Here is a 24,158-nt window from a genome sequence, read left to right on the forward strand (position 1 = left end):
CCTAATAAAAAAAGACCCCAAAAAGGGTCCCCTTCACACAACAATGCTGATGATAATTCCTGACAAAATGCTGACGAGCGTTGCCCCATACAACAGCTTCAGTCCAAACCGGGCGACGACATTTCCTTGCCTTTCATTCAAGCCTTTTACCGCGCCAACAATCGTCCCGATAGAGCCAAAGTTCGCAAACGAGATCAAAAACACAGACACGATGGCAACGGTTCTTTCACTTAACTGACCTTGAATCTTCGTAAAGTCGAGTATGGCGACAAACTCATTCGCCACTATTTTAGTAGCCATGATACTTCCTGCTTGTACAGCTTCATGCCAAGGAATTCCCATAAGAAAGGCGAGGGGCGCAAAGACATACCCTAACAACGCTTGGAACGAGATACCGAATACTGCACTGAATAACCCGTTCACCATTGCAATAAGTGCAATAAATCCGAGCAGCATCGCGGCAACGACCACGGCTACTTTAAATCCATCCAGAATATACTCCCCGAGCATTTCAAAGAAGGCCTGTCTCTCTTCTTTTTCTTGATCGAGCAAGTCATCTTCCGGCTTCACTTCATACGGCGTAATAATGGAAGCAATGATAAATCCACCAAATAAGTTGAGTACCAGTGCAGCTACTACATACTCGGGTTTGAGCATGGTCATGAAGGAACCTACTATCGACATAGACACGGTGGACATCGCAGAGGCGCACAGAGTATACAGCCTGTTTTCGGGTATGGCACCGAGCTGTTTTTTTACGGTAATAAATACTTCGGACTGCCCGACGATCGCCGAAGCAATCGCATTATACGACTCCAATTTTCCCATGCCATTCACTTTGCTCAATACGAGTCCTACATACCGAATAAATAATGGGAGGATTCTCGTGTACTGCAGAATGCCGATCAGTGCAGATACGAACACAATGGGCAGCAAGACTTGTAAGAAAAATGGCATAGCACCCGGATTCGCAATGCCACCGAAAACAAAATTAATCCCTTCGTAAGCATACCCCAGGAGTACAGAAAAACTGCTGGCAATGCCAGATATTAAAATGAGTCCAATATTGGTTCGCAACAACAGCAAGCCAAACACGATCTGAATCAGAATCATAATGAGGATAGGACGATACCGAATGTGATCTTTATTGCTACTTGCCAGCCAAGCAAGCAAAAATACCGTGATCAAACCAATACCTGCGATGATATAATTCATGCAACCAACTCCAATAGCAAAAGATTTAGAGCCGACACGTACCATTGCCGATCCGCTTATCTCGCTCCATAATCTTCCCAAAAGAGTACAAAAAAACCCTCCTGAACGATGAATAATCGAACAGAAGGGGGATGCGACAACTATATATCTGCAACAGCGATGGCCTCAATCTCAATCAACAGCTCGTCCCTGATGAGCTTGCTCACTTCAACGGCAGAACTCGCTGGCGGCGTTTCTGTATTCACGTACTGATCTCGAATTTCACGGACAATGTGCATCTTGGAGATGTCGGTTACGAAAAAAGTCAATTTCACTACATGATCAAAGCTGACCCCTGACGCTTCTAACGCGAATTGGATATTTTCAAAGACTTGTTTTGTCTGTGCCGCTAAGTCGCCTGTGCCGACCACTTGGCCTTCCCTGTTGAGAGCCACCTGACCCGATACATAAATCGTCCGTGCGTTCCGAACCTCCACCGCATGAGTGTAGCCAAACGTAGGTGGCATTGTTTCAGGGTTAATGAAGTTGATCCGCTTATCATTTTGCATCTGACATGCTCCCTCCGATTCACATTTGTTGGTAAACCATTCTATCATACCCGAAAAATTCTGACCATTCTTCAGTTCTCAAAGAAAGAGAGGAAAGCCTCATGATTATTACATGTGATGCTTACTGCAACATGGGCTATATTTATTTACAGCAACCCGATAAGGAAATCATAGATTATCAAAAGGAGAAGAATAACCATATTAGCCGTTATGTCGATCCTTCCTTGTTGTACATTCCGTTAGTCGTTGATTTCAACAGGGGAAAGCTGTTGGATGACATGCGGTTATCCACGAAAACGTATAAGAAGGCGGTTGGCGATGAGATCGATGAGGAGTACCAGAACGATCTCGATAAGCAGGGTTATATGACGGGGATTGAACTCAATTTAACCAAAGACAAGCTGGTTCACTTGTTAGAAAATAAAGCGTTTGTGGTTTATCGCACAGAGTGGAAAGGCCAACCTTATCACCTAGCTACATTAGATATGGATCACAAAGTGTTTGATTCGAGCAATGTGATTTATCCTCTGAATGAGAAGCAGGATGCATACTTGATCATTGAAGTAACGGGAGAGTATCAACTTGGGTTAGTGAAGGCGTTATTAACAAGAAGAAATGATATATATCCCGTCGAGTATTTGTTAGACCCGCAGTTTATTTTAAGTGAGTATACGCTATAGAATGGAATGAATAACCCGTCTCCAGCTAGCCTGAAAACGGGTTTTGCTTTTTACTGGTTTCTATTTGGAGGAATTAAATTGATCAAACAGCCCGCTTCCAGAGCTTTTTGGCTGTTCTTTTTTCTTTGCGGCTTCAAATTGCTGAAACAGTCCGCCGTCATACTTCTTTTTTTCTTCTACTCTTATTTCTTTCTTTTTCGGAAGGGGCTGTTGAATCGGTGTTCTTTCTGGCTTTACAGGCTTTACAGGCACTACATTCTTTTTCTTTCTCGTACTTTTCGTATTTTTCGTAATGATCTTGTTAGGGAGTTGCTTCTTCTTCTTTCTTTTTCTATTCATAATCCAATAAGATAAAGGAAAAATGCCGAACATAATCGTACCGGCTGTAATCAAATACAGCTTCCAGATCGATTGCCTTTTTTCTTCCTCCTTTTTTTCTTCCCGCATCTTTTGGACAACCTGTTCAAAATCAAGAACCTTATAATTTTCTTTAACAGACGACAGGTTCTTTACAAACCCAACCGAGCCGCTTCCATAATAGATAAAATTGCGCAGGGCATTGTTTACTGTCATCTGGTATATGTATCCAGTCGGGACACCTGAATCCTGGATTTTTTCTTTGATCTCTCCCATAAGATCAGGAGAAGTCGGATCAATCATTTGGTCATATTCCAAAACTTCATAGTTCTTACTTTCATTTTTCCCTACTAACTGAACATTTTCTTCATTATTGAACAGAAAATACCTCGGAATCCTATTGATATTCTTCCGATACACTTTGTTTTTCGGGAAATTATGCAAGGCCATTTCGTTGCTATGCATTTCCAGTGTCTGCTCTGACAGCAGTACTTCTTCTGCATCGATGATGGGGAGGTTTTTCTCTAAGGCTTCGTATTTAGGGAGCCATTGAATCGTGCCATCCGAGCGTAAAAACAAATATATTTGCATATATTGAAAGGATGTCAAATAAATTTGATTGGTTGGTAAGCTATGAAGATAATACTCTTTTTCAAATGGTGTTGGATCGAAATTGTATGGGATGTTGAATACTGTTGCCCCACCTAGCTCAGTCTCATCTACCTCTTCTAACTGCCCGTTATTATGTACGGTAAAGTATAGAGAACCATTATGAGTTGGGTCACCCCATATGGTCGTATGATAAAATTGATTCGGTTGTAAATGGTATGGTCCAATACCACCATCGATTTGTATTAAGAGTTCGTTCCGCTTGATTCTTTCCTCTTCCGCTACGGCTTCTTCGGTCGTTTCCTCTTCTTGGCTAGCCTCTTCTTCCACGTTTTCTTCATCATCGTCGTCATCGTCATGCTTTTTGATTTTAACCGGCTTGGATGATTTGAAACCGCTTGAAGGCTTTGCGCTTTTTATCGACGAGCTTGAACTTTTGCTGGATGAGCCTGAGCTTTTTCCTGAAGAATATGAGCTTCTGCTGGACGAGCCTGAGCTTTTGCTTGAGGAGGATGAGCCTGAGCTTCTGCCGGACGAATATGAGCTTGTACTCGATGAGCCTGAACTTTTGCCGGACGAATATGAGCTTGTACTCGATGATCCTGAACTTCTGCCTGAACTACTGGAACTAGATGAACTTGAGCTTCGAGATGACGCAAGCTCTACAGGAAGGATTACTAGACTAATCATGACAGTGCTAAGAAAATAGGCAAGCAATTTCCGCATGAAATATGACCCCTCTATGAACCAACCAATGGTTCTCTCTATATAACAGTTAAATACTACCACTTCACTTCATGGCAATGCTACAAAATTCCTAACCTTCCTTCTTCATCCTCTTTTGGCTTTTTACGATTACATCTTTCCTGTATAATTTTTGGAAAATAGGAAAATTGAAAGAGAGGATTCACTAGTGACAACGGTATACGATAAAGCGAAATATCATTACGAAAACTTTGAAGAGGATCTTCCGCAAAAACAGGCATACGTACATACAGGCTTTTTCATCGGCTGGTTGATTGAACATGATATGGTTAGCGGGGATTTTCAAAAGAGTTTCGAAAACCTGATTGCTGATTTTAAACAAAGGAAGATTACGGGTCCTGAAGTTTATGAGAAGACGGGTGGAGTATTTGCAAAAGACATGCTGAATGAAAAAGGAAACCAGTTCGCGATGTTTTACTTCGATTTCGATACGGGGGAGTATCGCTATCATTATCTAGAAGCGTTTGATTGCGAGCCAAGTGTGTATCACGTGGAAGATACTTGGGAGAATTACGATCATATAAAAGATTGGATCGACAACGAGTACGAGTACTGGTGCGAGAGAAATGAATAAGACCGCGTGAGTACGCGGTCCTTCCTACCAAATTGGCGTAAATTCCGAGTAGCAGACGTAATTTCTCATGACATGTCTATCTAAGGGGAAAACATGAAAAAACTTTTTATATTTTGTGCTAACGGTGCCATTGCTATTTGGTTCATGATTCTTTGGCTCTACAAGATGCTACTTTCCAGTGATATTCCTATGTCCATTTCTTCGGATGAAATGCAAAATATGGTTCTAACATTACTTGTCTCCACAATTGTAGTCCTGCTCTATGTAAAAGTTACATCTAACACAACCTTGTTTTATTTCCTTGTTATCCCTTCTTTTCTTTGGGGCTTTTCAATGGTTGAATCCTTAATCAAAGGCTACCATGAATACCATACAATCATTACGATCACTGGATTTATTAGTAGTATAGTGATTCTTAGAATTTGCTATTTACGTGCTAGACGCCTCTCCAAATTATCTTAAACAAAGAACGTCCACTCCTATTTAAAGTGAACGTTCTTTTTGTGTTTGTCATCTTCATTATTTCTTCAGGATGAAATCAGACATGACTGCCTTCTCCCACTGGATTCCTTTTGGACTCACATTGGTGTAAAGCGTTATAGAACCCGCATCTTCAACTACAGCTTTCAAATGAAAGCTCATATCCTTGGGCTGCAAATATTCATCATACAGCTGTTGGTAGTTGGGATCTTTCTTTTCTTTTGCAGCTTTGATGTAGTCCACGGTGTCAGGGTCTTTCTCAAAGTTTTTGTACTTCACTTGATACCCGAATGTCGCTTCCACTTTTCCGTCTACTGTTTTCTCTTCATAATCCGACAGGGTAAACTCCAGCAGCTCATAGTAGGGGGAGAAAGCTTTGTTGCTCTCTTCTTGCATATAGCTTGCGATTTGGTTATAGCTTGTAGAGTTGTCGATCGATTGTTTCGGTTCTGTGGTGGTCTTCGTTACTTCTTTTGCAGATGGCGAGGCTGTCTGATTTTGTACAACCGCATCTGAGCTGCAACCGCTGAAGAAAATAGCGAAGGCCATAGCCATACATCCTACAATCACTTTTTTCAAAAGAAATCCCCCCTTTTTTCGTTCGTCATTTGATATACGTTATACATTTCAAGCATGCTACACATCTCAACAAAAAAAGAAAAAACCTTGATACGCCAAGGCTTTTTCTTCGATGGCGTCCCCGAGAGGATTCGAACTTCCGACTCCCAACATTTTATGATTCCCCAACAAGTGCCCCAAACTGAACTGCAAATAAGCCCCGCCTTTCTATAAGTAAGGTGGCGGCTGTAATCTATATTGTTTCAAGTTAAGTTATAACAATGGTAATTCTAGTCAATCGACTGACTATCCTTATAGTCAAAGTTTAATTCTTCCGTCAATTTAACTACCTCCTGTAATACTAATAAATTCAGCAATAGTTGCCAAGCGCTCAATTATCTTATCTATTCTGATTGCTATATAAGCTGAACTGAACGCTATTACCACGAAACAAACAGTAATTATCCAAGACTGCACATTATTAAAAGACATAATGATCACGCCTTTACTTTTTTGTGGATTTTCCATTTTTCAGTTGTAGATACTTACCCTACACGGTAAATTATATCCCTACATTTTTAGTCTGCCATAAACACGCCTTCGTATTGTGAAGCAATTAAACTCTCCTATACTTTAACAAAAGAATAAACCTTCTCATGTTTTTATCACACAATTTTAATATTCTTCTTTCATTTCAAAGTCAAAAGATAAAAAGCAAAAAACCTCGATACATCAAGGTTTTTTGCTTTTTATGGCGTCCCCGAGAGGATTCGAACCTCCGACCTACAGTTTAGGAAACCGTTGCTCTATCCTGCTGAGCTACGGGGACAAGTATGATCACCTACTTTCTTATTATATGTGTTTATCCATTTTTCGGCAAATACAAGTCGGATGTGTAGATAACAAAAAAACCTTGGCATCCCAAGGTTTTTTGCATCTCAAATAATATTTTGCTCAAAACATGCGGCTTTTCACAGTTAAGCATAACAGATTGGCTTCATGATCCGTTGACGACTGGAAAAAGTAGCAATCTCCGTTACCCCCAATGAATAGAGGTTTTCCAGATTCTGTGCCACGTATCTCCCAATATCGTCGGGAAAGTGGGCGTCGGACGAAAGTGTCAGTGGAACACCATGTGCCACCAAAACGTCGAGGAAAGCGGGACTGGGGCACATTTCCTGAACGGGATAGCGGTAGTACAGACCCGCATTGATTTCGGTCGCGGTATCCGTTTCTTTCAAAGCAGTTGCGATTCGGTGGTAATAGGGGACAAGCTCCGATTCCTCTGGGCGATAGGAGAACACTTTCAGATTGTCCAGATGGGCAACAAAATCAAACAAGTTGCTCCTGATCATGGATTCAACCGTGTGGAAAAAGTCCGCGTATAACTGTTTTAGGTCATGTTGCTCAAACAATTGACGAGTCTCGGGATTGTCAAAGCCCCATCCTTGCAAAAAATGAACGGAGCCGATCACATAATCCCACGAAGTGCCTGCGAGCAAGCCCTCCAATTCTGCTTCCCCGCCGATAAAGTAATCTGCTTCAATACCCAACCGCAACTCCACGCCGCTTGCCGACCAACGCTGCTTTGCTGCCTCAATGGCGACACAAAAGTCACTGAGGCTCTCGGTGCATACTTGATCAAGCCACGTTCGCTGCAAGCGCCCCAAATCGGTGTCGCCCAGCTCCATATACCGTTCAAAGTAGGGACGCGCTTCACGAAAGCGGTATAAATGATCGACAATCCCCACTTCCTTCAAGCCTTTGTTTAACGCTTCACGTAAATACAGATCGATCCAGGACGGGTCGTATGCCCCCAATGACATGCGGTTATTTAATCGCGCAAGACTATTCAGCAGCCAAGCACGGGTATGTCGAGGTTCAGTCAACGGATAAAAGTGGTCGAGGGCCACATTGGTACGGTCGAGCCAACGCAATGAAAAAGGCCCTTCTTCCAGATGAAAATGATAGTCGATCAGCATGTGAAGTCTCTCCTTTCCGGATGTTCGCTTATCCAGGTAGTTTGCATGCCAGACGATAGCCATTCATCCGGCATCGGCTGGTCACAAACAACCGCGCTGACATCCTGCCAGCCGCAAATACGAAAAAATTGCGTTTGGCCGATCTTCGATGTATCTCCTAATACATAGACTTGCTCCGCCCGCTGTACCATCATGGTCGAGCACAGCGTTTCTTCCATGTCATAGTCGGTGAAGCCATCAGCCGTCATTCCTCCACAGGAAATAAAAGCTTTATCAAAATGAAAACGAGAGAGTAGCTCGCAGGTAAACGCCCCGGCAACCGATTTTTGGGCCGGATGGGTCAGCCCCCCCAGCATAATGACCTGACCGTTGAATTGATTGGCTTCCAACAGCTCGTTTAGTAAAGAAGCAGCGGGAAGCGAATTCGTGACAATCGTTAATTGGTTGAGACCCTTTATAGCGCGTGCCAATTCCAGTGTTGTCGTCCCGACATCGAGCGCGATGGTATCCCCGTCAGACAAAAGTTCTGCCGCGATTTGCCCGATTTTCGTTTTTGCGGTCTGTTGGATCGCCTGTTTCTTTTCAAAGTGCGGTTCGCGTTTCGCCAAATGATAAGGGATGGCTCCTCCGTACACTCGCTTTAACAAACGTTGCTGTTCCAACTGGTCCAGATCACGTCGTATTGTCTCCGGTGTTACTGCCAGGTTTTTTGCCAGACTCATCACCTGAATTTTACCGTGGCGGTTCAATTCGTCGAGAATCACTTGCTGTCGTTCTTCAGGCAATAGTGTCATAAAGCGGAATCACATCCTTGGGACTTACATACAATGTTTTTGTTGTGCCTATCTGCTCCTGCTCGAAGGACAGGTGAAGAGTGTCCACCAGTACAGGAACATCACCTATGTTCAGCTCGTAACGGGTAATGTTGCCGAGCATGGTTACCTGAGCGATATTCCCGGTCAAACAGATGTCCTCCCCATCCAAAGGCTGTTCGCGAAACGTCTCAGGACGGATTGCGAAACGTTCAACTGCCGGATGAGACAGTTTTGGCGTGATTCGGTTAAGTTGCTCGGCAGTCAGCACGTTGTAATTGCCAATGAAGCGAGCAACAAATTCAGAACGAGGTTGCGTGTAAATCTCTTGAGGACTGCCGTGCTGAACGATCCGTCCGCCATTCATGATGTAGATGCGGTCACTGACAGCCATGGCTTCTTCCTGATCGTGAGTAACCAGCACAGTCGTCATGTTTAACTCACGTTGAATGGTGCGTAGCTGCTTTTGCAAATTTTTACGAATCTGGGCATCAAGCGCACTAAGCGGCTCATCCAGCAGAAGCACTTTTGGCCGGGTGACCAGAGAACGGGCGAGTGCCACACGCTGCTGCTGACCGCCAGACAATTCACGCGGGTAAGCCTGCTCCTTTCCCACCAATCCCACCAGCTCAATCATTTCCTGGACACGCAGCCGAATCTCCGTTTTCGAGATTTTGTTCATTTCCAGGCCAAAGGCAATGTTTTGACTGACCGTAAGATTGGGGAAAAGCGCATACGATTGGAACACCATGCCGATCTGCCTGTCTTTTGGCGACACGTCCGTTACATCTTTTCCGTCAATGTAGATCGTACCCGTATCAGGAGCCGTCAAACCACTGAGGATGCGTAACAGCGTGCTTTTGCCACATCCGCTAGGGCCAAGCAAGGTAACCAGCTCGCCTTTTTCAATCGCAAGATCAAGTTGCTGCAGCACGTGTTGACCGTGAAAGGTTTTGGACAAGTGTTCGATTTGGACGTAACTCATCAGGGGACCTCCTTGCGTGCGAAGCTTCGGCGCGTGAATTTTACAACCAGGCCAGTGATAATAGCCATCAGGACAAAATAAGTGACCGTAATCGCGCTGGCGACATGTCCACTTGACGATAGCTTGGCGTACAGATACATCTGCAGGGTTTCGTATCTTCCTCCCACGAGGATGTTAATCAATACGAATTCACCGAACAAAATGGAAAACGACAAGAGTGAGGACACGAAAATTCCAGACATGATATTCGGAACGATAATCCGTACGAATGCCTGCCAGTGGCTCGCACCCAATAGCTCGGCTGCCTCCATCAACGAACGTGCCTGCATGGCAAGCAGGCTGTTGCGCGTTCCCTGATAAAGATACGGAAGCAATCCGACTAGATACGCCCCGGCGGTGATGATGACCATTGGAATCCCGTTTCCTGAATAAGTACGGATCAATCCGACCGCCATAATGACACCCGGAACGGCATAGGTCAGCATCACCAAAATCTGAACCAGCCTCTCCATCCGGGGAGCGTAGACGATAATGGAGAATACAGCAGGAACAATAACGACGACGGCAACGACAGTCGTCAGAAAGCTGAGCAGAAAAGAACGCCCGAATGCCTGCAAGAATCGGGGATCAGCATACAGCTCCGCGAACCATTTTCCTGTGAGTCCTTCCGGCAAAACCGTGCTGTTCCACTCGGTTGCCAATGAGTACAGGATGGTAGCCGCTACAGGCAAAAACAAATACAGCATGACTAACGCAAACGACAAGGATGGCAAACTGATCCGCTTCAAGACAAATCCCTCCGAATCTTCCGCGTCAGCCACTCGTTCACGAGGAGGGCGGCGGCAAGCGTCAGGCCAAGCAGTACAGCGAGAGCGCTACCCAGCTCGGGTCTGGCAAAAATGTCACCAGATACTAGCGCACCAATCCGAATGGGCACCAGATTGTAGTTGCTCCCGGTGAGCGCGTAAGCAGAAGCATAGGCACCCATTGCATTGGCAAACAGAATGCTGAATGTACCGACGATGCCTGGAAGCAGTACCGGAAAACCGATTCTCAGCCAAAACTTCCATGGACTTGCCCCAAGTAGCTCGGCCGCTTCCATCCATTGCTTCTGAATGGCGTTGTACAGGGGATACAAAAGCATTACCGCCAGGGGCAGTTGAAAATAAATATAGACAAGCGTCAAGCCGCTCCACGAATACAGAGTAAAGGACTGTCCAAAATCAATCCCCAGTTGCTTCGCGAGCAAAACAAACAATCCACTGTTTCCCAACAGGACAATGAAGGCAAAAGCGAGCGGAATCCCTGCAAAATTGGAGGTTAGATTGGTAATGACAAGCACTCGCTGTTGCAGAGACTGAGGGAAACGGGTAATCGCATAGGCAGCGAAAACAGCAACGACGATTCCAATGAGAGCAGACAGGAACGAGATGAGCACGCTGTTCTCAAAAGCCTGCAAGTAATATGGATTTGAAAAAATCTCACGATAGTGACTCATGGTAAAACCGCCGCCTCCCTCGGCCTGAAAGCTTCCTCCAATCATGGAAAGCAACGGGACGAGAAGAAACAGAGCGATCATTGCAAAGAACGGAATCGTCGTGATCCAAAACATACTGACAAATCGTTTCATCGCAAAAGCTCCTTTCTTAGAGGAAAAGACGCCCCCTTAGGGAGACGTCTTACTCAGCCCTCATACGTTCAATGGCTGCATCTCTTTCGAGGGGGAGATGCCAAGCAAATGGCAGGCAAGCGGAGCCACCTGCAATTGCGGGATTGCCTCCTCGCGAATACCCGGAGAGATCAGGTTGCTGATGACAAACAGGGGGACGTCCCGGTCAGCGCTAGAAGTGCCGCCATGATTTCCATCGGCTGTCATCCCGTGATCCGCTGTCACGATAATTTGATAACCCGCATCGATCCACGCAGGAAGTACATTTGCCAGTATCGAATCTGCCGCCAGAACGCGATTTCGATAGTGTGCGGAATCGGCCGTATGCTTGTGGCCATCATCGTCGATGTTCATGGAGTGGACGTAAAGAAAATCCGGATTGTATCCATTCAACAAAAAGTTGGCGTCAGCAAACAAGTGTGTATCCGGATAGTGATCCTCCCAGTAGAACATCCCGTTTTGGATCGGCTTGTCGGTGTTCAATTGGATTCGGTCGTGAAACGGACTGAACGGGGCCTTGTTATAAAGCTCGCTTACCCAGCCATAAGCCGCAGCAGCGTTGGACATCCCGTTTTTCCGCGTCAGGTGAAAGAGACTCTCCTGGTGCGAAAGCCGAACCGTCTGATTGCTGGAAATGCCGTTTTTCCACACAGGGGTTCCCGTTAAAAGAACCTCATACAAAGGACGAGAGAGACTGGGCAATTCCGATCGTACCTGAAAGCGGGCTGCAATGCCGTATTCGACCAGGTGATGCAGGTACCCCATGTGCGAGATGGCTGTGTCAAATCTCAATCCGTCGAGCACAATCATCGCGAGCTTCCTAGCGCACATGGATTAACACCTTCTCTTGCCATAACTGTGGCAACTTTTTAGCCGTCTCTTCCCAAGCAGTCAAATCGCCCACCGGACGTGCGTTTTTATACATTTCATCGGGGAGCAGCATGGCTTTAGCGGATTCATCCAGCTTGGCGTTGGCGCGAATCGGTCGTGCATAGCCGCGCGCCAAATTGGACTGTCCAGCGTCGGAGAGAATGTATTCACGAGCCAGCATGGCAGCGTGTGGGTGCTTGGCGTACTTGTTGATAACCGTAGCGTACCCGCTGCTGACTGATGCTTCCTCCGGGATGAGGACATCAAAGCGGTTTTTATCGATTTTGTCCCGATACCCGAGCGCGTTGAAGTCCCACAGGATTGCGACTTCGATTTCACCCTTTTCTAGATTGGCAAGACTCGGATCGCTCGTACTAAGCCGCTTGTTTTTTGCCAACTCAGCGAAAAAGTCAATGCCGGGCTGAATATTTTTCTCATCTCCCCCATTCGCATAGGCGGCGGCCAGAACGGCAAACTGTGCCTGATTCGCTTTCATGACATCGCCGATTGCAATCTTGTAGCTTCCGTTTTTCAAATCTGCCCAGGTCTTGGGAGGATTTTGCACCTTTGTCTTGTCTGTGATAAAAGCCAGTGTTCCCGTATAGCCTAGCAACCAATGTCCTTCATCATCTTTTGCCCAGTCGGGAATGTCGTTCCAGTAAGAGGTTTTGTAAGGCAGCGTCAGCCCTTTTTGCTTGGCCAACGGTCCAAAAGCGATGCCTACGTCACCGATGTCTGCTGTGGCGTCTTCTTTTTCCGCTTCAAACTTAGCCAATTCTTCTGCGCTCGACATGTCGGTGTCGGTATGCTTTAAGCCGTATTCCTTTCCGAGATTGCTCCAGGTCTCTCCCCAATTTGCCCACGTATCCGGCATACCCACGGAGTTGACTTCTCCCTCCTGCTTCGCTTTTTCCACGATTTGATCCAGGGTCAATTGCGACGTATCCAGAGAAGTGCCTGATTTCGTCTCGGTGGCACATCCCGCAAGCAGAAAAACGGATGTCATGATAACAACGGTTCGTTTCCAGCTTAACTGGTTCCCTCTCATCTTTAAGGCCCCTTTTCGTTTTTATTTGTGTTTGATCTTTTGGTTTTTTCTAATCTAATCGTAAACAACCAAAATGAAACTGATATAAATGCGTTGTTAAAAAGCTATTAAGACTCTATGAAAAATAGAAGTGAACGCAAAAAGTGGCCCTCTGAATACCAGAGAACCACCTCGTCCTTTGTTTTTCCTCTTTAATTGTGAGCAAATTGCTCCTCTTCCGTCGACCCGCTGAGTGCAGTCGTGGAGGAATTGCCGCCTGAGATAACTTGCGCAACCTCATCGAAATACCCGGTACCCACTTCACGCTGATGACGAGTAGCCGTATAACCATGTACCTCGCTAGCGAACTCAGCCTGCTGCAATTCAGAGTAGGCAGCCATTCCGCGATCACGATAGCCTCGCGCCAGTTCAAACATGCTGTAATTCAGGGAGTGGAAGCCAGCAAGCGTGACAAATTGGAACTTGTAGCCCATCTCGCCGATCTCTTCCTGAAAGCGAGCGATAGTCTTTTCATCCAGCTTCTTTTTCCAGTTGAAAGAAGGAGAGCAATTGTAGGCTAACAGCTTGCCCGGGTATTTGGCATGAATCGCTTCGGCAAAACGGCGTGCTTCCTCCAAATTTGGCTCAGAAGTCTCGCACCAAATCAAATCTGCATACGGAGCGTACGCAAGTCCACGGGCAATCGCTGCATCCAATCCGCCGCGTAGACGGAAGAACCCTTCTGCTGTTCGTTCACCCGTCAGGAATGGTTTATCCTGCTCGTCGATGTCGCTGGTAATCAGGAAAGCGCCATTGGCATCGGTACGTGCCACGATAATCGTCGGAACTCCCATTACATCTGCCGCAAAGCGGGCGGAAATCAGATTACGTACGGCTGCTTGCGTCGGAATGAGTACCTTTCCGCCCATATGGCCGCATTTTTTCTCGGAAGCCAGCTGGTCTTCAAAATGCACCCCTGCTGCACCTGCTTCAATCATGCCCTTCATCAATTCAAAGACGTTCAGTGGCCCACCAAAGCCCGCTTCTGCGTCCGCTACGATCGGAGCAAACCAATTCGTCTCTGTACCGCCCTCTGATTGATCGATCTGATCAGCTCGTTGTAATGCCTGATTAATTCTTTTTACGACTTGGGGAACGCTGTTTGCCGGGTAGAGGCTTTGATCAGGATACATCTGACCAGACAGATTGGCATCGGCCGCTACCTGCCAGCCACTCAAGTAAATCGCTTTTAATCCTGCCTTTACCTGCTGAATCGCTTGATTCCCGGTCAAAGCCCCCAACGCTTTAATATGGTGCTCGGTATGCAAGAGGCCCCACAGACGTTCTGCTCCGAGACGAGCCAGCGTATGCTCGATTTGTACGGAACCACGCAGACGAACAACATCTTCTGCCGAATACGGACGTGTAATTCCTTGAAAACGCTCCTCCTGCCAGCTTTGCTCCACCTGTTGAATCGCTTCTTGCTTGTTTACTTTCGTCATTTTCATTTCCCCCACTCTTTTTATTTTTACAAATAGCGATAACCCGGTACCGTTAGGAAGTCTTCGAAATCTTCTGTCGTTACCAATTGCAAGAACAGATCACCAGCAATTGGATACTTGCTGTTGTCGTATCTCTCTTGGCCGATTGCTTGCTTGATCGCTTGCAGCTCCTCACTCAGCCACTGCTTCACCAAGCCTTCCGTCACCTTTTTACCATCCTGCAAGACCCCGTGACGGTGACGCATCCATTGCCAGACTTGTGCCCGCGAAATTTCTGCTGTAGCCGCATCCTCCATCAGATTGTTGATCGGCACAGCCCCAGAGCCTCGCAACCAAGCCTCGATGTACTGCAAGCCTACGCTAATGTTCGTACGGACACCCGCTTCTGTAATCGTGCCCTCTGGAACTGCCAGCAGTTGCTTAGCGGATACGTCTACGTCTTCACGTTTGTACCAAATTTGGTTCGGCTCTCTCATCAGGCGATCGAATACTTCCATGGCTACCGGCACTAGCCCAGGGTGAGCAACCCAAGTCCCATCATGTCCATCGTACGCTTCCCGCTCTTTGTCAGCGCGTACTTTAGCGATGGCTTCTGCATTTTGTACCGGGTCATTTTTCACCGGAATTTGTGCAGCCATTCCGCCAATGCAGGGCGCCATCCGTTTATGGCAAGTCTTCACGGCCAGCGTGGTATATGCTTTCATGAACGGCACTGTCATGGTTACTTGCGCACGATCCGGTGTAATGACATCAGGCTGATTCCGCAGCTTTTTGATATAGCTGAAAATGTAATCCCAACGTCCACAATTCAGTCCTGCACTATGCTCGCGCAACTCGTACAGAATCTCATCCATCTCAAAAGCAGCGAGAATCGTTTCGATCAATACTGTCGCGCGAATCGTGCCGCGTGGAATATTTAATTCATCCTGCGCGAAAAGGAAGACGTCGTTCCAAAGGCGGGCCTCCAAATGGCTCTCCAGTTTCGGTAAGTAAAAATACGGTGCTGTCTGATTCGCGATAAGAGCATCTACGTTGTGGTAAAAGTAAAGTCCGAAGTCAAGCAAGCTGCCGGAGATCGGTTTTTGATCGAGGAGGATGTGCTTTTCTTCAAGATGCCAGCCACGAGGACGCACGATCAAAACAGCCGTCTTTTCATTGAGGGTGTATGATTTGCCTTGTGGACTGATGTAAGAGATATTGCGGCGTACCGCATCCTTCATGTTGATTTGGCCTTGGATGGTGTTCTCCCAGGTCGGTGAGTTCGCGTCCTCAAAATCAGCCATGAAAAGCCGAGCACCCGAGTTCAGCGCATTGATGACCATTTTCCGGTCACCCGAAGGTCCCGTAATCTCCACCCGTCTGTCTTGCAAATCTTTGGGCAATGGAGCAACAGTCCAATCTCCTTTACGAATGTCCGCTGTTTCCTGTAGAAAATCGGGCAGTTGACCTGCATCAATCTGCAATTGACGCTCCACACGTTTAGCCAACAATTGCTGGCGTCTTTCGCCAAACTTTTGCTCCAGCTTCATTACAAATTGGATTGCTTCTGGTGTCAGGATATCTTGATAACCGGGGTGCATCTCACCGGAAATCTGAACCCCCAGCGGATATGGATTCGTTGGTACGGTAGTCAAAACAGCTCCTCCTCCCTCAATTCAAAGTTATTATGGTACAGATAAGTAAAATATTTTTTATTATATAACAGTAGTAGCAAAAAAATGTCCTTACTCCTGATACCCACTGCCACTGCAATGGCTGCAGCTTACATGCCCGTCTCCCAAGCAATTGTGGCAAGCCGCTCCGTTGGCATCATGACCAACGCCTCCACATTTTGGGCAATTTTGTTCTCCGTTTCCTTCACATCGATAGCAGTCCATTCTCCATTCCTCCATTTCTGTATTAAAACAATATTCTTAAAATTTGTTTTTATTATATAACAGAGATTAGTACAGTGCAACACGTTTTTTGAAAAAATCCACCTGTATTAGTACACAATATAAAACAGCCCTTGACCCGTTATGGATCAAGAGCTGCTTTCCAAATCTCTCGCTTATTACTTCGGTGCAATCTTATCTACTCCGCCCATGTACGGACGAAGAACTTCTGGAACCACGATTGTTCCGTCTGCCTCTTGGTAGTTCTCCAAGATCGCTGCTACTGTACGTCCAATCGCCAAACCAGACCCATTCAATGTATGCACAAATTCCGGCTTCGATTTCGTATCGCGACGGAAACGAATATTGGCACGGCGCGCTTGGAAATCTTCAAAGTTCGAGCAAGACGAGATTTCACGGTATGTGCCGCCGCTTGGAATCCAAACTTCCAGGTCGAATTTCTTCGCAGCAGTAAATCCTAGATCGCCTGTACACATGCTCAGGACACGGTATGGCAGACCAAGCAGTTGAAGCACCTTTTCAGCGTTTTTCACCAGTTTGTCGAGCTCTTCATAAGACTCTTCTGGTTTCACGAATTTCACCAGCTCAACTTTGTTGAATTGATGCTGACGAATCAACCCACGCGTATCACGGCCCGCAGAACCCGCTTCCGAACGGAAACATGCGCTGAAAGCAGTGTAGTAGCGAGGGAGATCCGCTCCATCCATAATCTCATCACGATGCATATTGGTGACCGGCACCTCTGCGGTTGGAATCAGGAAGTAATCTGGTCCCTCGATTTTGAACGCATCCTCTTCGAACTTAGGCAATTGACCCGTTCCCGTCATGCTCGTACGGTTGACGATATACGGCGGGATCACTTCTTCATAGCCATGCTCATTCGAGTGCAAATCCATCATGAAGTTCATCAGTGCGCGCTCCAGGCGTGCTCCCATGCCTTTATAGAAAACAAAACGGCTACCTGTTACTTTTGCCGCCGTTTCAAAATCGAGGATGCCTGCTTGGCTAGCGAGCTCCCAGTGAGGCTTAATCTCGAAGTCAAATGCACGTGGCTCTCCCCATGTCCAGGCAATCACGTTATCGTCTTCTGTCGTACCGATCGGCGTGCTCTCATGCGGCAGGTTCGGGAGGCTCAGCAAAATGAACTCCAGCTGCTCATCCAGTTGGCGCAGCTCTTCATCCAAAGCCTTGATGCGCTCATTTACTTCTTTCATTTCAGCGATCAGATGGTCTGCATTTTCCTTATTGCGTTTCATAACCGCTACTTGCTCGGATACCGTGTTACGCTTATTTTTCAGCGCTTCTGCTTCTTGGATGACTTCGCGACGCTTTTCATCTACTTCCACAAATTGATCCAACGCAGAAATATCTTCATTGCGGTGAGCCAAACGGTGTTTTACTTCTTCCAAATCCTGGCGTAATACTTTTACGTCCAACATGTGTAAATCCCTCCGAATCGTATTGAAAAAAACAAAAAACACCCGTCCCCTGGTAAGGGACGAGTGTTGTATACCCGCGTTGCCACCCTCGTTGACACATGCAGCAATCCTTCATGCATATGCCCACTCTTCCGTCATAACGGGACGGTTCCGGGCAAAGTTGTTGTTCCTTTGCCACTCCGAGATGGATTCCTTCACATGACCGGATCGGTTTGCACCTACCACCGACTCTCTAGGCCTGGCTCTTGTGAAGTACTTGTTCTCATCATCGCATTCTCATTCATGAATACTATTATTGTTAACTGTACTACAGGTTCTATACGTATGTAAAGAGCAGCCCACCTCGATCTTTACAGAAAAAAGAAGATCGGCGCCTTTTTAACGGCCGATCTTCCGATATGACAACTAGCTTCTGTATTCCTTGACCATGTCGAGGAAGTATTTATGCAGTCTTGTATCTTCGGTCAATTCTGGATGAAAGGCTGCTGCCAAATAGTGACCGCTTCGGGCGACAACAATCTTGTCTTCGTGCTTCGCCAAGACTTGACCATTCTCTCCCACTTCCATAATATACGGTGCCCGGATGAACACTGCCGGGTAATCTGCTGCCACACCCGCAACAGGCATCAAGACTTCAAAGCTTTCCTTTTGGCGACCAAAGGCATTCCGCTCAACTTTGATCTCCATCAAGCCTAAATGGCAATCGTCTTGTCCTTGAATCTGTTTTGCCAGAAGAATCGCTCCTGCGCAAGTTCCGAAGATCGGCTTGTTCGCCTTACCGAACTCTTGAACCGCCTCCATGAATCCGTACTTGTGCATCAGCTTGCTAATCGTGGTGCTCTCTCCGCCGGGAATGACCAGCCCGTCGAGGTCATCCAGTTCTTCTACTTTTTTGACCGGGACGGCTGTGGCACCAACCTCTTCTAGCATTCGCACATGTTCTGCTACAGCTCCTTGTAGAGCGAGTACGCCGATTTTCATGCTACTCACCTTACCAGCCGCGCTCTTGCATGCGATCAGCTTCACGAATTTTGGAGATTTCGATTCCTGGCATTGCCGTTCCCAAGCCTTTGGATACGCGAGCAATCAGTTCGTAATCCGTGTAGTGGGTAGTCGCTTCCACAATCGCGCGAGCAAACTTCTCTGGATTCTCTGATTTAAAGATACCAGAGCCTACAAACACGCCATCGGAGCCCAATTGCATCATCAGGGCAGCATCTGCTGGTGTTGCTACTCCACCTGCTGCGAAGTTTACGACTGGCAGCTTACCTGTTTTGTGTACCTCTTCAAGCAGTTCGTATGGGGCACCCAGGTTTTTAGCTTCCGCCATCAGTTCATCGTAGGACATGGCTTGCACTTTACGGATTTGGGACATCATCGTACGCATATGACGAACAGCCTCTACAATGTTTCCGGTTCCTGGCTCACCTTTTGTGCGGATCATGGATGCACCTTCACCAATACGGCGGAGCGCTTCACCCAGATCACGGGCACCACATACAAACGGTACAGTGAACTCTTTTTTATTGATATGGTACAAGTCATCTGCTGGTGTGAGTACTTCACTCTCATCGAGGTAATCTACACCCAGAGACTCGAGAACACGCGCTTCAACAAAATGACCGATACGAGCTTTCGCCATAACAGGAATCGAAACAGCATTCAGTACTTCCTCTACAATGCTAAGGTCAGCCATACGCGCAACTCCACCAGCTGCACGAATGTCAGACGGTACACGCTCCAAAGCCATTACAGCAACAGCACCCGCTGCTTCTGCAATTTTTGCTTGTTCAGCATTCACGACGTCCATAATGACGCCGCCCTTTTGCATTTCAGCCATACCTCTTTTAACGCGGGACGTTCCTACTTGTACCATTACAAATACCCCCTACATCATGAGTCAGAACCGAAACTGTTATGCGGTGTTATGGTTCCAGTTACCGTCATTGTAAACGATAGATGTAGGGGAAAACAATAGTTATTTAATTTCCTGTTCCACTGCTAAACAAATTGCTGAAAAACTCTATGATGCTGCGGAAGAACAGACGAATCCAGCTGGCTTCCTCTACTGCCTGTCCTGCTACGATATCCACACCTGCTTTTGCTGCGTCTTCAGGCTGCAAGTAATCCGTATCCTTCACGCCTTCTTCTTTCAATACGACCTTACCGACAACCTGTCCTTGCGTAATTGGCGCGGTCAGATCCTGGAAGGTAACAGTTGGTGTGTATTTTGCTTCCGTACCGGTTTTTGTGATCATATTAACTTCACTGCCTGTAACAACTGGTACAGTTACCTCTACACCGTTTTTGACAGGAGCTGTTTCAAATCCTTTGACAGGTACATTCTTGTCCATTTGTTTTGTGAGTTTGAAATTGCCAAAACCGTAGTCAAACAGTTTTCTCGTCTCAGCAAAACGCTTTGTGTCGGTGCTTGCATTCATCACGACGCTAATCAAACGCATGTTGTCGCGAACAGCCGTACCTGTAAAACAATAACCTGCTGCATTTGTATGCCCCGTTTTTAATCCGTCTACACCTGGGTAATAGCTGATCAGACTAGGCAGCATCCAGTTATAGTTTTTCTTGCTCCACTCATTTGGTGTACCTGTACGGAAGGTGAAGATTGGTTTTTTGGAGGTCTCCAACGCATCCGGGAAATCGTGAATCAGAGCACGGGCAAGGATCGCTGAATCACGAGCAGACATCAAGTTCTCTGTTTGTTCGGTCTGAACAGAGTATGGACCCAACTCATTGGCTGGCAAACCAGTAGAAGTGACGAACGAAGTATTTTTCATACCAAGCTCTGCTGCCTTTTTGTTCATCAGTTCAACAAAGGCTGGCTCACTGCCTGCGATCTTCTCAGCCAAAAGTACAGTAGCGTCATTGGCCGATACGATTGCCATCGCTTCGTACAATTGTTTAACCGTAAAGGATTCGCCTAAATTCAAGTACACACCAGACGAATCAGAAATTTTAGCGATATAAAACGCATATTCACTTACAGGGACGACATCATCCCATTTGATTTTCTTTTGCTTGACGGCATCATGAACCAGATATTCGGTCATCATTTTACTCATACTCGCAGGCGGAAGTGCTACGTCAGGATCTTTACTATAGAGAACCTTTCCCGTTGATGCCTCAACAAGAATGGCAGACTTCGCTTCCAGTTGTAAATTCGCTTGAGATGCTACAGGGGCAGCTTCCACCTTTGAAACCGTTCCTCCCATTGCTGCAGCAAAAACAGCGACAGAAAGGAACAGACCTGTCAATCGCTTTGTCCATGTCTTTCGCTTCATGTAATCTCTCACTCTCCTATTTCTGTCGATTTTATTTTTTCATGAAACAAGCACACAATTGTAAGTGTACCATAGTTTGCAGGGTAGCTTGAAGCGAGATTCCTCCTATTTCCACATGTTAGTAGCTAGTAAAAATCCCCTCTCTTTTTAAAAGAGAGGGGACGTAGGTCTTCCGTACTATTTTCCGCTTAAGAAATCGAGTAGTTAGGTGATTCTTTTGTAATTTGTACATCGTGCGGGTGGCTCTCACGCAAGCCAGCGCCGGTAATACGAACGAACTGGGAGTTTTGAATCAAATCCTCGATGGTCTTTGCTCCGCAGTATCCCATACCTGCTCGCAGTCCACCAATCAACTGATACGTAACATCGGCCAATGGGCCTTTGTAAGGAACACGGCCTTCGATCCCTTCCGGAACGAGCTTTTGTGCGTTCTCTTGGAAGTAACGGTCCTTACTGCCGGCTTTCATCGCGCCAATCGATCCCATTCCACGATATACCTTGAAACGACGACCTTGGAAAATCTCAAATTCGCCCGGACTTTCTTCTGTACCAGCGAACAGACTGCCGATCATAATCACAGAAGCACCTGCACCAATTGCTTTTGGCAAATCACCGGAGTATTTAATGCCGCCGTCGGCAATAATTGGAATATTGTACTCTCGCGCTACCTGTGCACAATCGTGGATCGCTGTAATTTGCGGAACACCGATACCTGCTACGACACGAGTTGTACAAATGGAACCAGGACCGATACCAACCTTCACCACAGATGCCCCAGCTTCGATCAGATCGCGAGTAGCTTGTCCAGTTGCAACGTTCCCCGCGACGATGGTGAGCGTTGGGTATTCTTTGCGAACGGCTTTTACCGTTTCAATTACGCCTTTGGAATGCCCGTGAGCGGTATCAATCACCAATACGTCCACGCCAGCTTGTACCAGTGCAGCTGTGCGCTCAAACGTGTCTGCAGATACCCCAACAGCAGCACCACACAGCAAGCGGCCTTGGTTATCTTTTGCTGCATTTGGGTATTGGATGGCTTTTTCAATATCTTTAATCGTAATGAGTCCACGCAGGGTGTTGTTCTCATCCACCAACGGGAGCTTTTCGATCTTATGTTGTTGCAAAATCAATTCTGCCTGTTGCAGTGTAGTACCGACAGGAGCCGTCACCAGGTTTTCCTTGGTCATAACCTCTTTGATCTTGATGGAGAAGTCATGTACAAAGCGAAGATCGCGGTTGGTGAGAATTCCGATCAGCTTTTGATTCGCATCGACAATCGGAACACCTGAGATACGATATTTACCCATGAGAGCATTCGCTTCTTCGACAGTATGTTCTTGTGACAAAGAGAATGGGTTGGTAATAACGCCACTTTCAGAGCGTTTTACACGATCTACTTCGCTTGCTTGTTGCTCGATGGTCATGTTTTTATGGACAATCCCGATACCACCTTGGCGAGCCATGGCGATTGCAAGTCCAGACTCCGTTACGGTGTCCATACCAGCACTGATCAGAGGGATATTCAGCTTCACATTTTCACTTAATTGTACTCGTAGATCAACATCCCTTGGCAAAACTTCAGATTTTGCTGGAATGAGCAATACATCGTCAAACGTTAAGCCCTCTTTAACAAATTTGTCTTCCCGCACAGTTGAAAGCTCCTCTCGGCGAATAGTTTAAGACAGTTTAACAAACGGCTTAATTTACTGTCAAGAAATGAGTATATCGTTCGGTTATAGATTCTATTAGACAGATAAATCAAAAAACAATTAGGGAAACTTAACCATATTACGAAAATTGGTAAAGGTGGGTAACATGGATAACGCTTGGAAAACATTACGCTATTTTGAAACAGAACCAACTGCACGTAAATATTTGGCTGCCTGCTATCGTGACATGGGTGTCGAGCATGCGGAGCGACTAGCATTTCAACAAAGCTCGCGTTTCCTGTATCTATGGAGACAAGCCAGACATTTTTATTCCACTTCCGTTGTTGCTGACTTGTCCATCCAGCCATTGCTGCTGTTTTATGGCTGCTCTCACTTGTTGAAGGCGATGTTACTGACTCGTGATCCGTATTATCCCCAAAACAGTCGTGTTCTTCAACATGGTGTCACGACACGAAAGCTTAAACGAAACGCCTATATGCTAATGGAAGACGAAGTTCGTCCACAAAAGGAAGGGTTTTTTGCACAATTAGCTCACGCGTTCCAGCTTGTGCCGTTACAAGACCGCTATTCAGCCCATGACTTATTTTCATCCATCCCCAGCGTCAGCGATAGTTACGGAATTGCTACGGATAAACCGCGTAACTGGTTAACGCTAAAAATTGACGATATAAGTCAAGATGATTTAGTTCGCATTACCTTTCCTGAAAAAACGGACGGGCCACTATCCTATTCAACCGAGACGTTTATCCAGTATATTCGCAGGTTGGCTCCATCTGTTTGTAACTTGGAAAAACTGGACTGGGAAAATAACAAAAACAGAAAGGAACTGACCCTTCCTCAGTGTTCCCTGTCTGAACTGGATCAACACCCATTATTTCGTTTGCATCAGAACGTACTCTTCTTCTGGAATGGTTCTGCTTCTTCTCTACCTCTTCCCGAATGGGCCAGTCATTACTTGCTGCTTTATTTACTCAGCATGCTTTGTCGCTATGAAACGGAGTGGTGGGGAGAGCTAACGATGTCTCACGGACTTGTTGAGCGCTATTTGGTCGAACATTTTTTGGATAACCACATGAGTACTTTCCCCTCGGTTATTCGAAGACATTTTCACCGAAATCACCGGATGCCCCTTCCCTCTTTGCCGTCGGATCTGTATTAGTTTTCCTGCCACTGCTTTATCTACATCTACACGAAAAAACCTTCCTGCTGTCATCAGCAAGAA

Annotated in this window: 21 protein-coding genes, 1 tRNA gene and 1 other annotated feature; of the genes, 3 read left to right on the top strand and 19 right to left on the bottom strand. The window is 46.3% G+C overall.

Features of this window, described 5'->3' with window-relative positions; translation table 11 throughout:
- Positions 1 to 33: 33 nt before the first annotated feature.
- Entirely contained in the window at positions 34 to 1,215 is a 1,182-nt protein-coding gene (locus HP568_RS22915; RefSeq protein WP_173630318.1) for a NupC/NupG family nucleoside CNT transporter, read from the bottom strand.
- Positions 1,216 to 1,355: 140 nt separating this feature from the next.
- A complete protein-coding gene (locus HP568_RS22920; RefSeq protein ID WP_173630319.1) occupies positions 1,356 to 1,763 on the bottom strand; it encodes a RidA family protein in 408 nt (135 codons plus the stop codon).
- A gap of 101 nt (positions 1,764 to 1,864) precedes the next feature.
- Here HP568_RS22920 and HP568_RS22925 point away from each other — a divergent pair, with 101 nt between their 5' ends.
- Positions 1,865 to 2,443 carry a hypothetical protein gene (locus tag HP568_RS22925; RefSeq protein WP_173630320.1) on the top strand — a complete coding sequence of 193 codons (579 nt, stop codon included), beginning with the start codon at positions 1,865 to 1,867 and terminating at the stop codon, positions 2,441 to 2,443.
- A gap of 60 nt (positions 2,444 to 2,503) precedes the next feature.
- On the opposite strand, the gene HP568_RS22930 is transcribed toward HP568_RS22925, so the two are convergent.
- Positions 2,504 to 4,135: a hypothetical protein gene (locus HP568_RS22930; RefSeq protein WP_254551428.1), complete on the bottom strand. Its 1,632-nt coding sequence runs from the start codon at positions 4,133 to 4,135 to the stop codon at positions 2,504 to 2,506.
- Between the two features lie 187 nt (positions 4,136 to 4,322).
- Between HP568_RS22930 and HP568_RS22935 the strand changes: the two genes are divergently transcribed.
- The gene (locus HP568_RS22935; protein ID WP_173630321.1) at positions 4,323 to 4,748 is read left to right on the top strand and encodes a DUF7832 domain-containing protein; all 426 of its coding nucleotides are present in this window, start codon (positions 4,323 to 4,325) and stop codon (positions 4,746 to 4,748) included.
- A gap of 519 nt (positions 4,749 to 5,267) precedes the next feature.
- On the opposite strand, the gene HP568_RS22940 is transcribed toward HP568_RS22935, so the two are convergent.
- From HP568_RS22940 to guaB, 16 genes are all read right to left on the bottom strand, one after another.
- Positions 5,268 to 5,798 (bottom strand): hypothetical protein, encoded by a 531-nt coding sequence (locus tag HP568_RS22940; protein ID WP_309142236.1) that lies wholly within the window; start codon positions 5,796 to 5,798, stop codon positions 5,268 to 5,270.
- Positions 5,799 to 6,538: 740 nt separating this feature from the next.
- Positions 6,539 to 6,615 (bottom strand) — tRNA-Arg (locus HP568_RS22945).
- A 148-nt stretch (positions 6,616 to 6,763) separates the two neighbouring features.
- Positions 6,764 to 7,768, bottom strand: a complete 1,005-nt coding sequence (locus tag HP568_RS22950; protein WP_173630322.1) for a histidinol phosphate phosphatase domain-containing protein — start codon at positions 7,766 to 7,768, stop codon at positions 6,764 to 6,766.
- Positions 7,762 to 8,562 (bottom strand): DeoR/GlpR family DNA-binding transcription regulator, encoded by an 801-nt coding sequence (locus HP568_RS22955; protein ID WP_048035506.1) that lies wholly within the window; start codon positions 8,560 to 8,562, stop codon positions 7,762 to 7,764. Before HP568_RS22955 ends, HP568_RS22950 begins: the two co-directional genes overlap by 7 nt.
- Positions 8,546 to 9,565 (bottom strand): ABC transporter ATP-binding protein, encoded by a 1,020-nt coding sequence (locus HP568_RS22960; RefSeq protein WP_048035505.1) that lies wholly within the window; start codon positions 9,563 to 9,565, stop codon positions 8,546 to 8,548. The genes HP568_RS22955 and HP568_RS22960 overlap by 17 nt, the downstream gene beginning before the upstream one ends.
- Positions 9,565 to 10,353 carry an ABC transporter permease gene (locus HP568_RS22965; protein WP_048035504.1) on the bottom strand — a complete coding sequence of 263 codons (789 nt, stop codon included), beginning with the start codon at positions 10,351 to 10,353 and terminating at the stop codon, positions 9,565 to 9,567. Before HP568_RS22965 ends, HP568_RS22960 begins: the two co-directional genes overlap by 1 nt.
- Complete coding sequence (locus HP568_RS22970; protein WP_056496099.1) at positions 10,350 to 11,195, bottom strand: ABC transporter permease; 846 nt, start codon at positions 11,193 to 11,195, stop codon at positions 10,350 to 10,352. The genes HP568_RS22965 and HP568_RS22970 overlap by 4 nt, the downstream gene beginning before the upstream one ends.
- A gap of 60 nt (positions 11,196 to 11,255) precedes the next feature.
- A complete protein-coding gene (locus tag HP568_RS22975) occupies positions 11,256 to 12,065 on the bottom strand; it encodes an alkaline phosphatase family protein (protein ID WP_173630323.1) in 810 nt (269 codons plus the stop codon).
- Entirely contained in the window at positions 12,055 to 13,152 is a 1,098-nt protein-coding gene (locus HP568_RS22980; protein ID WP_048035501.1) for an ABC transporter substrate-binding protein, read from the bottom strand. Before HP568_RS22980 ends, HP568_RS22975 begins: the two co-directional genes overlap by 11 nt.
- A gap of 191 nt (positions 13,153 to 13,343) precedes the next feature.
- Complete coding sequence (gene aceA, locus HP568_RS22985; RefSeq protein ID WP_056496109.1) at positions 13,344 to 14,633, bottom strand: isocitrate lyase; 1,290 nt, start codon at positions 14,631 to 14,633, stop codon at positions 13,344 to 13,346.
- 26 nt (positions 14,634 to 14,659) lie between these two features.
- Positions 14,660 to 16,267 (bottom strand): malate synthase A, encoded by a 1,608-nt coding sequence (aceB, locus tag HP568_RS22990; protein WP_048035499.1) that lies wholly within the window; start codon positions 16,265 to 16,267, stop codon positions 14,660 to 14,662.
- Between the two features lie 419 nt (positions 16,268 to 16,686).
- Positions 16,687 to 17,967, bottom strand: a complete 1,281-nt coding sequence (serS, locus tag HP568_RS23000; RefSeq protein ID WP_173630324.1) for a serine--tRNA ligase — start codon at positions 17,965 to 17,967, stop codon at positions 16,687 to 16,689.
- A 52-nt stretch (positions 17,968 to 18,019) separates the two neighbouring features.
- Positions 18,020 to 18,245: a binding site (T-box leader), on the bottom strand.
- A gap of 127 nt (positions 18,246 to 18,372) precedes the next feature.
- Positions 18,373 to 18,948, bottom strand: coding sequence for a pyridoxal 5'-phosphate synthase glutaminase subunit PdxT (pdxT, locus tag HP568_RS23005; RefSeq protein WP_048035496.1), 576 nt, complete (start codon positions 18,946 to 18,948; stop codon positions 18,373 to 18,375).
- A gap of 10 nt (positions 18,949 to 18,958) precedes the next feature.
- On the bottom strand, positions 18,959 to 19,843 hold the full coding sequence (gene pdxS, locus HP568_RS23010) for a pyridoxal 5'-phosphate synthase lyase subunit PdxS (protein ID WP_012683798.1): 885 nt from the start codon (positions 19,841 to 19,843) through the stop codon (positions 18,959 to 18,961).
- 106 nt (positions 19,844 to 19,949) lie between these two features.
- Complete coding sequence (locus tag HP568_RS23015) at positions 19,950 to 21,266, bottom strand: D-alanyl-D-alanine carboxypeptidase family protein (protein WP_173630325.1); 1,317 nt, start codon at positions 21,264 to 21,266, stop codon at positions 19,950 to 19,952.
- Between the two features lie 188 nt (positions 21,267 to 21,454).
- On the bottom strand, positions 21,455 to 22,915 hold the full coding sequence (guaB, locus tag HP568_RS23020; protein ID WP_173630326.1) for an IMP dehydrogenase: 1,461 nt from the start codon (positions 22,913 to 22,915) through the stop codon (positions 21,455 to 21,457).
- Positions 22,916 to 23,081: 166 nt separating this feature from the next.
- On the opposite strand from guaB, the gene HP568_RS23025 reads away from it, so the two are divergent.
- Positions 23,082 to 24,095 carry a YaaC family protein gene (locus tag HP568_RS23025; protein WP_173630327.1) on the top strand — a complete coding sequence of 338 codons (1,014 nt, stop codon included), beginning with the start codon at positions 23,082 to 23,084 and terminating at the stop codon, positions 24,093 to 24,095.
- The last annotated feature ends 63 nt before the right edge of the window (positions 24,096 to 24,158 follow it).

The sequence above is a fragment of the Brevibacillus sp. MS2.2 genome (genome assembly GCF_013284345.1).
Lineage (GTDB): Bacteria > Bacillota > Bacilli > Brevibacillales > Brevibacillaceae > Brevibacillus > Brevibacillus brevis_C.

What these genes read in the sequence shown, in the direction of transcription:
- HP568_RS22915 (WP_173630318.1), bottom strand. Translation starts at nt 1,215, where the DNA reads ATGAATTATATCATCGCAGGTATTGGTTTGATCACGGTATTTTTGCTT.
- HP568_RS22920 (WP_173630319.1), bottom strand. Translation starts at nt 1,763, where the DNA reads ATGCAAAATGATAAGCGGATCAACTTCATTAACCCTGAAACAATGCCA.
- HP568_RS22925 (WP_173630320.1), top strand. Translation starts at nt 1,865, where the DNA reads ATGATTATTACATGTGATGCTTACTGCAACATGGGCTATATTTATTTA.
- HP568_RS22930 (WP_254551428.1), bottom strand. Translation starts at nt 4,135, where the DNA reads ATGCGGAAATTGCTTGCCTATTTTCTTAGCACTGTCATGATTAGTCTA.
- HP568_RS22950 (WP_173630322.1), bottom strand. Translation starts at nt 7,768, where the DNA reads ATGCTGATCGACTATCATTTTCATCTGGAAGAAGGGCCTTTTTCATTG.
- HP568_RS22955 (WP_048035506.1), bottom strand. Translation starts at nt 8,562, where the DNA reads ATGACACTATTGCCTGAAGAACGACAGCAAGTGATTCTCGACGAATTG.
- HP568_RS22960 (WP_048035505.1), bottom strand. Translation starts at nt 9,565, where the DNA reads ATGAGTTACGTCCAAATCGAACACTTGTCCAAAACCTTTCACGGTCAA.
- HP568_RS22970 (WP_056496099.1), bottom strand. Translation starts at nt 11,195, where the DNA reads ATGAAACGATTTGTCAGTATGTTTTGGATCACGACGATTCCGTTCTTT.
- HP568_RS22975 (WP_173630323.1), bottom strand. Translation starts at nt 12,065, where the DNA reads ATGTGCGCTAGGAAGCTCGCGATGATTGTGCTCGACGGATTGAGATTT.
- HP568_RS22980 (WP_048035501.1), bottom strand. Translation starts at nt 13,152, where the DNA reads ATGAGAGGGAACCAGTTAAGCTGGAAACGAACCGTTGTTATCATGACA.
- aceA (WP_056496109.1), bottom strand. Translation starts at nt 14,633, where the DNA reads ATGACGAAAGTAAACAAGCAAGAAGCGATTCAACAGGTGGAGCAAAGC.
- serS (WP_173630324.1), bottom strand. Translation starts at nt 17,967, where the DNA reads ATGTTGGACGTAAAAGTATTACGCCAGGATTTGGAAGAAGTAAAACAC.
- pdxT (WP_048035496.1), bottom strand. Translation starts at nt 18,948, where the DNA reads ATGAAAATCGGCGTACTCGCTCTACAAGGAGCTGTAGCAGAACATGTG.
- pdxS (WP_012683798.1), bottom strand. Translation starts at nt 19,843, where the DNA reads ATGGTACAAGTAGGAACGTCCCGCGTTAAAAGAGGTATGGCTGAAATG.
- HP568_RS23015 (WP_173630325.1), bottom strand. Translation starts at nt 21,266, where the DNA reads ATGAAGCGAAAGACATGGACAAAGCGATTGACAGGTCTGTTCCTTTCT.
- HP568_RS23025 (WP_173630327.1), top strand. Translation starts at nt 23,082, where the DNA reads ATGGATAACGCTTGGAAAACATTACGCTATTTTGAAACAGAACCAACT.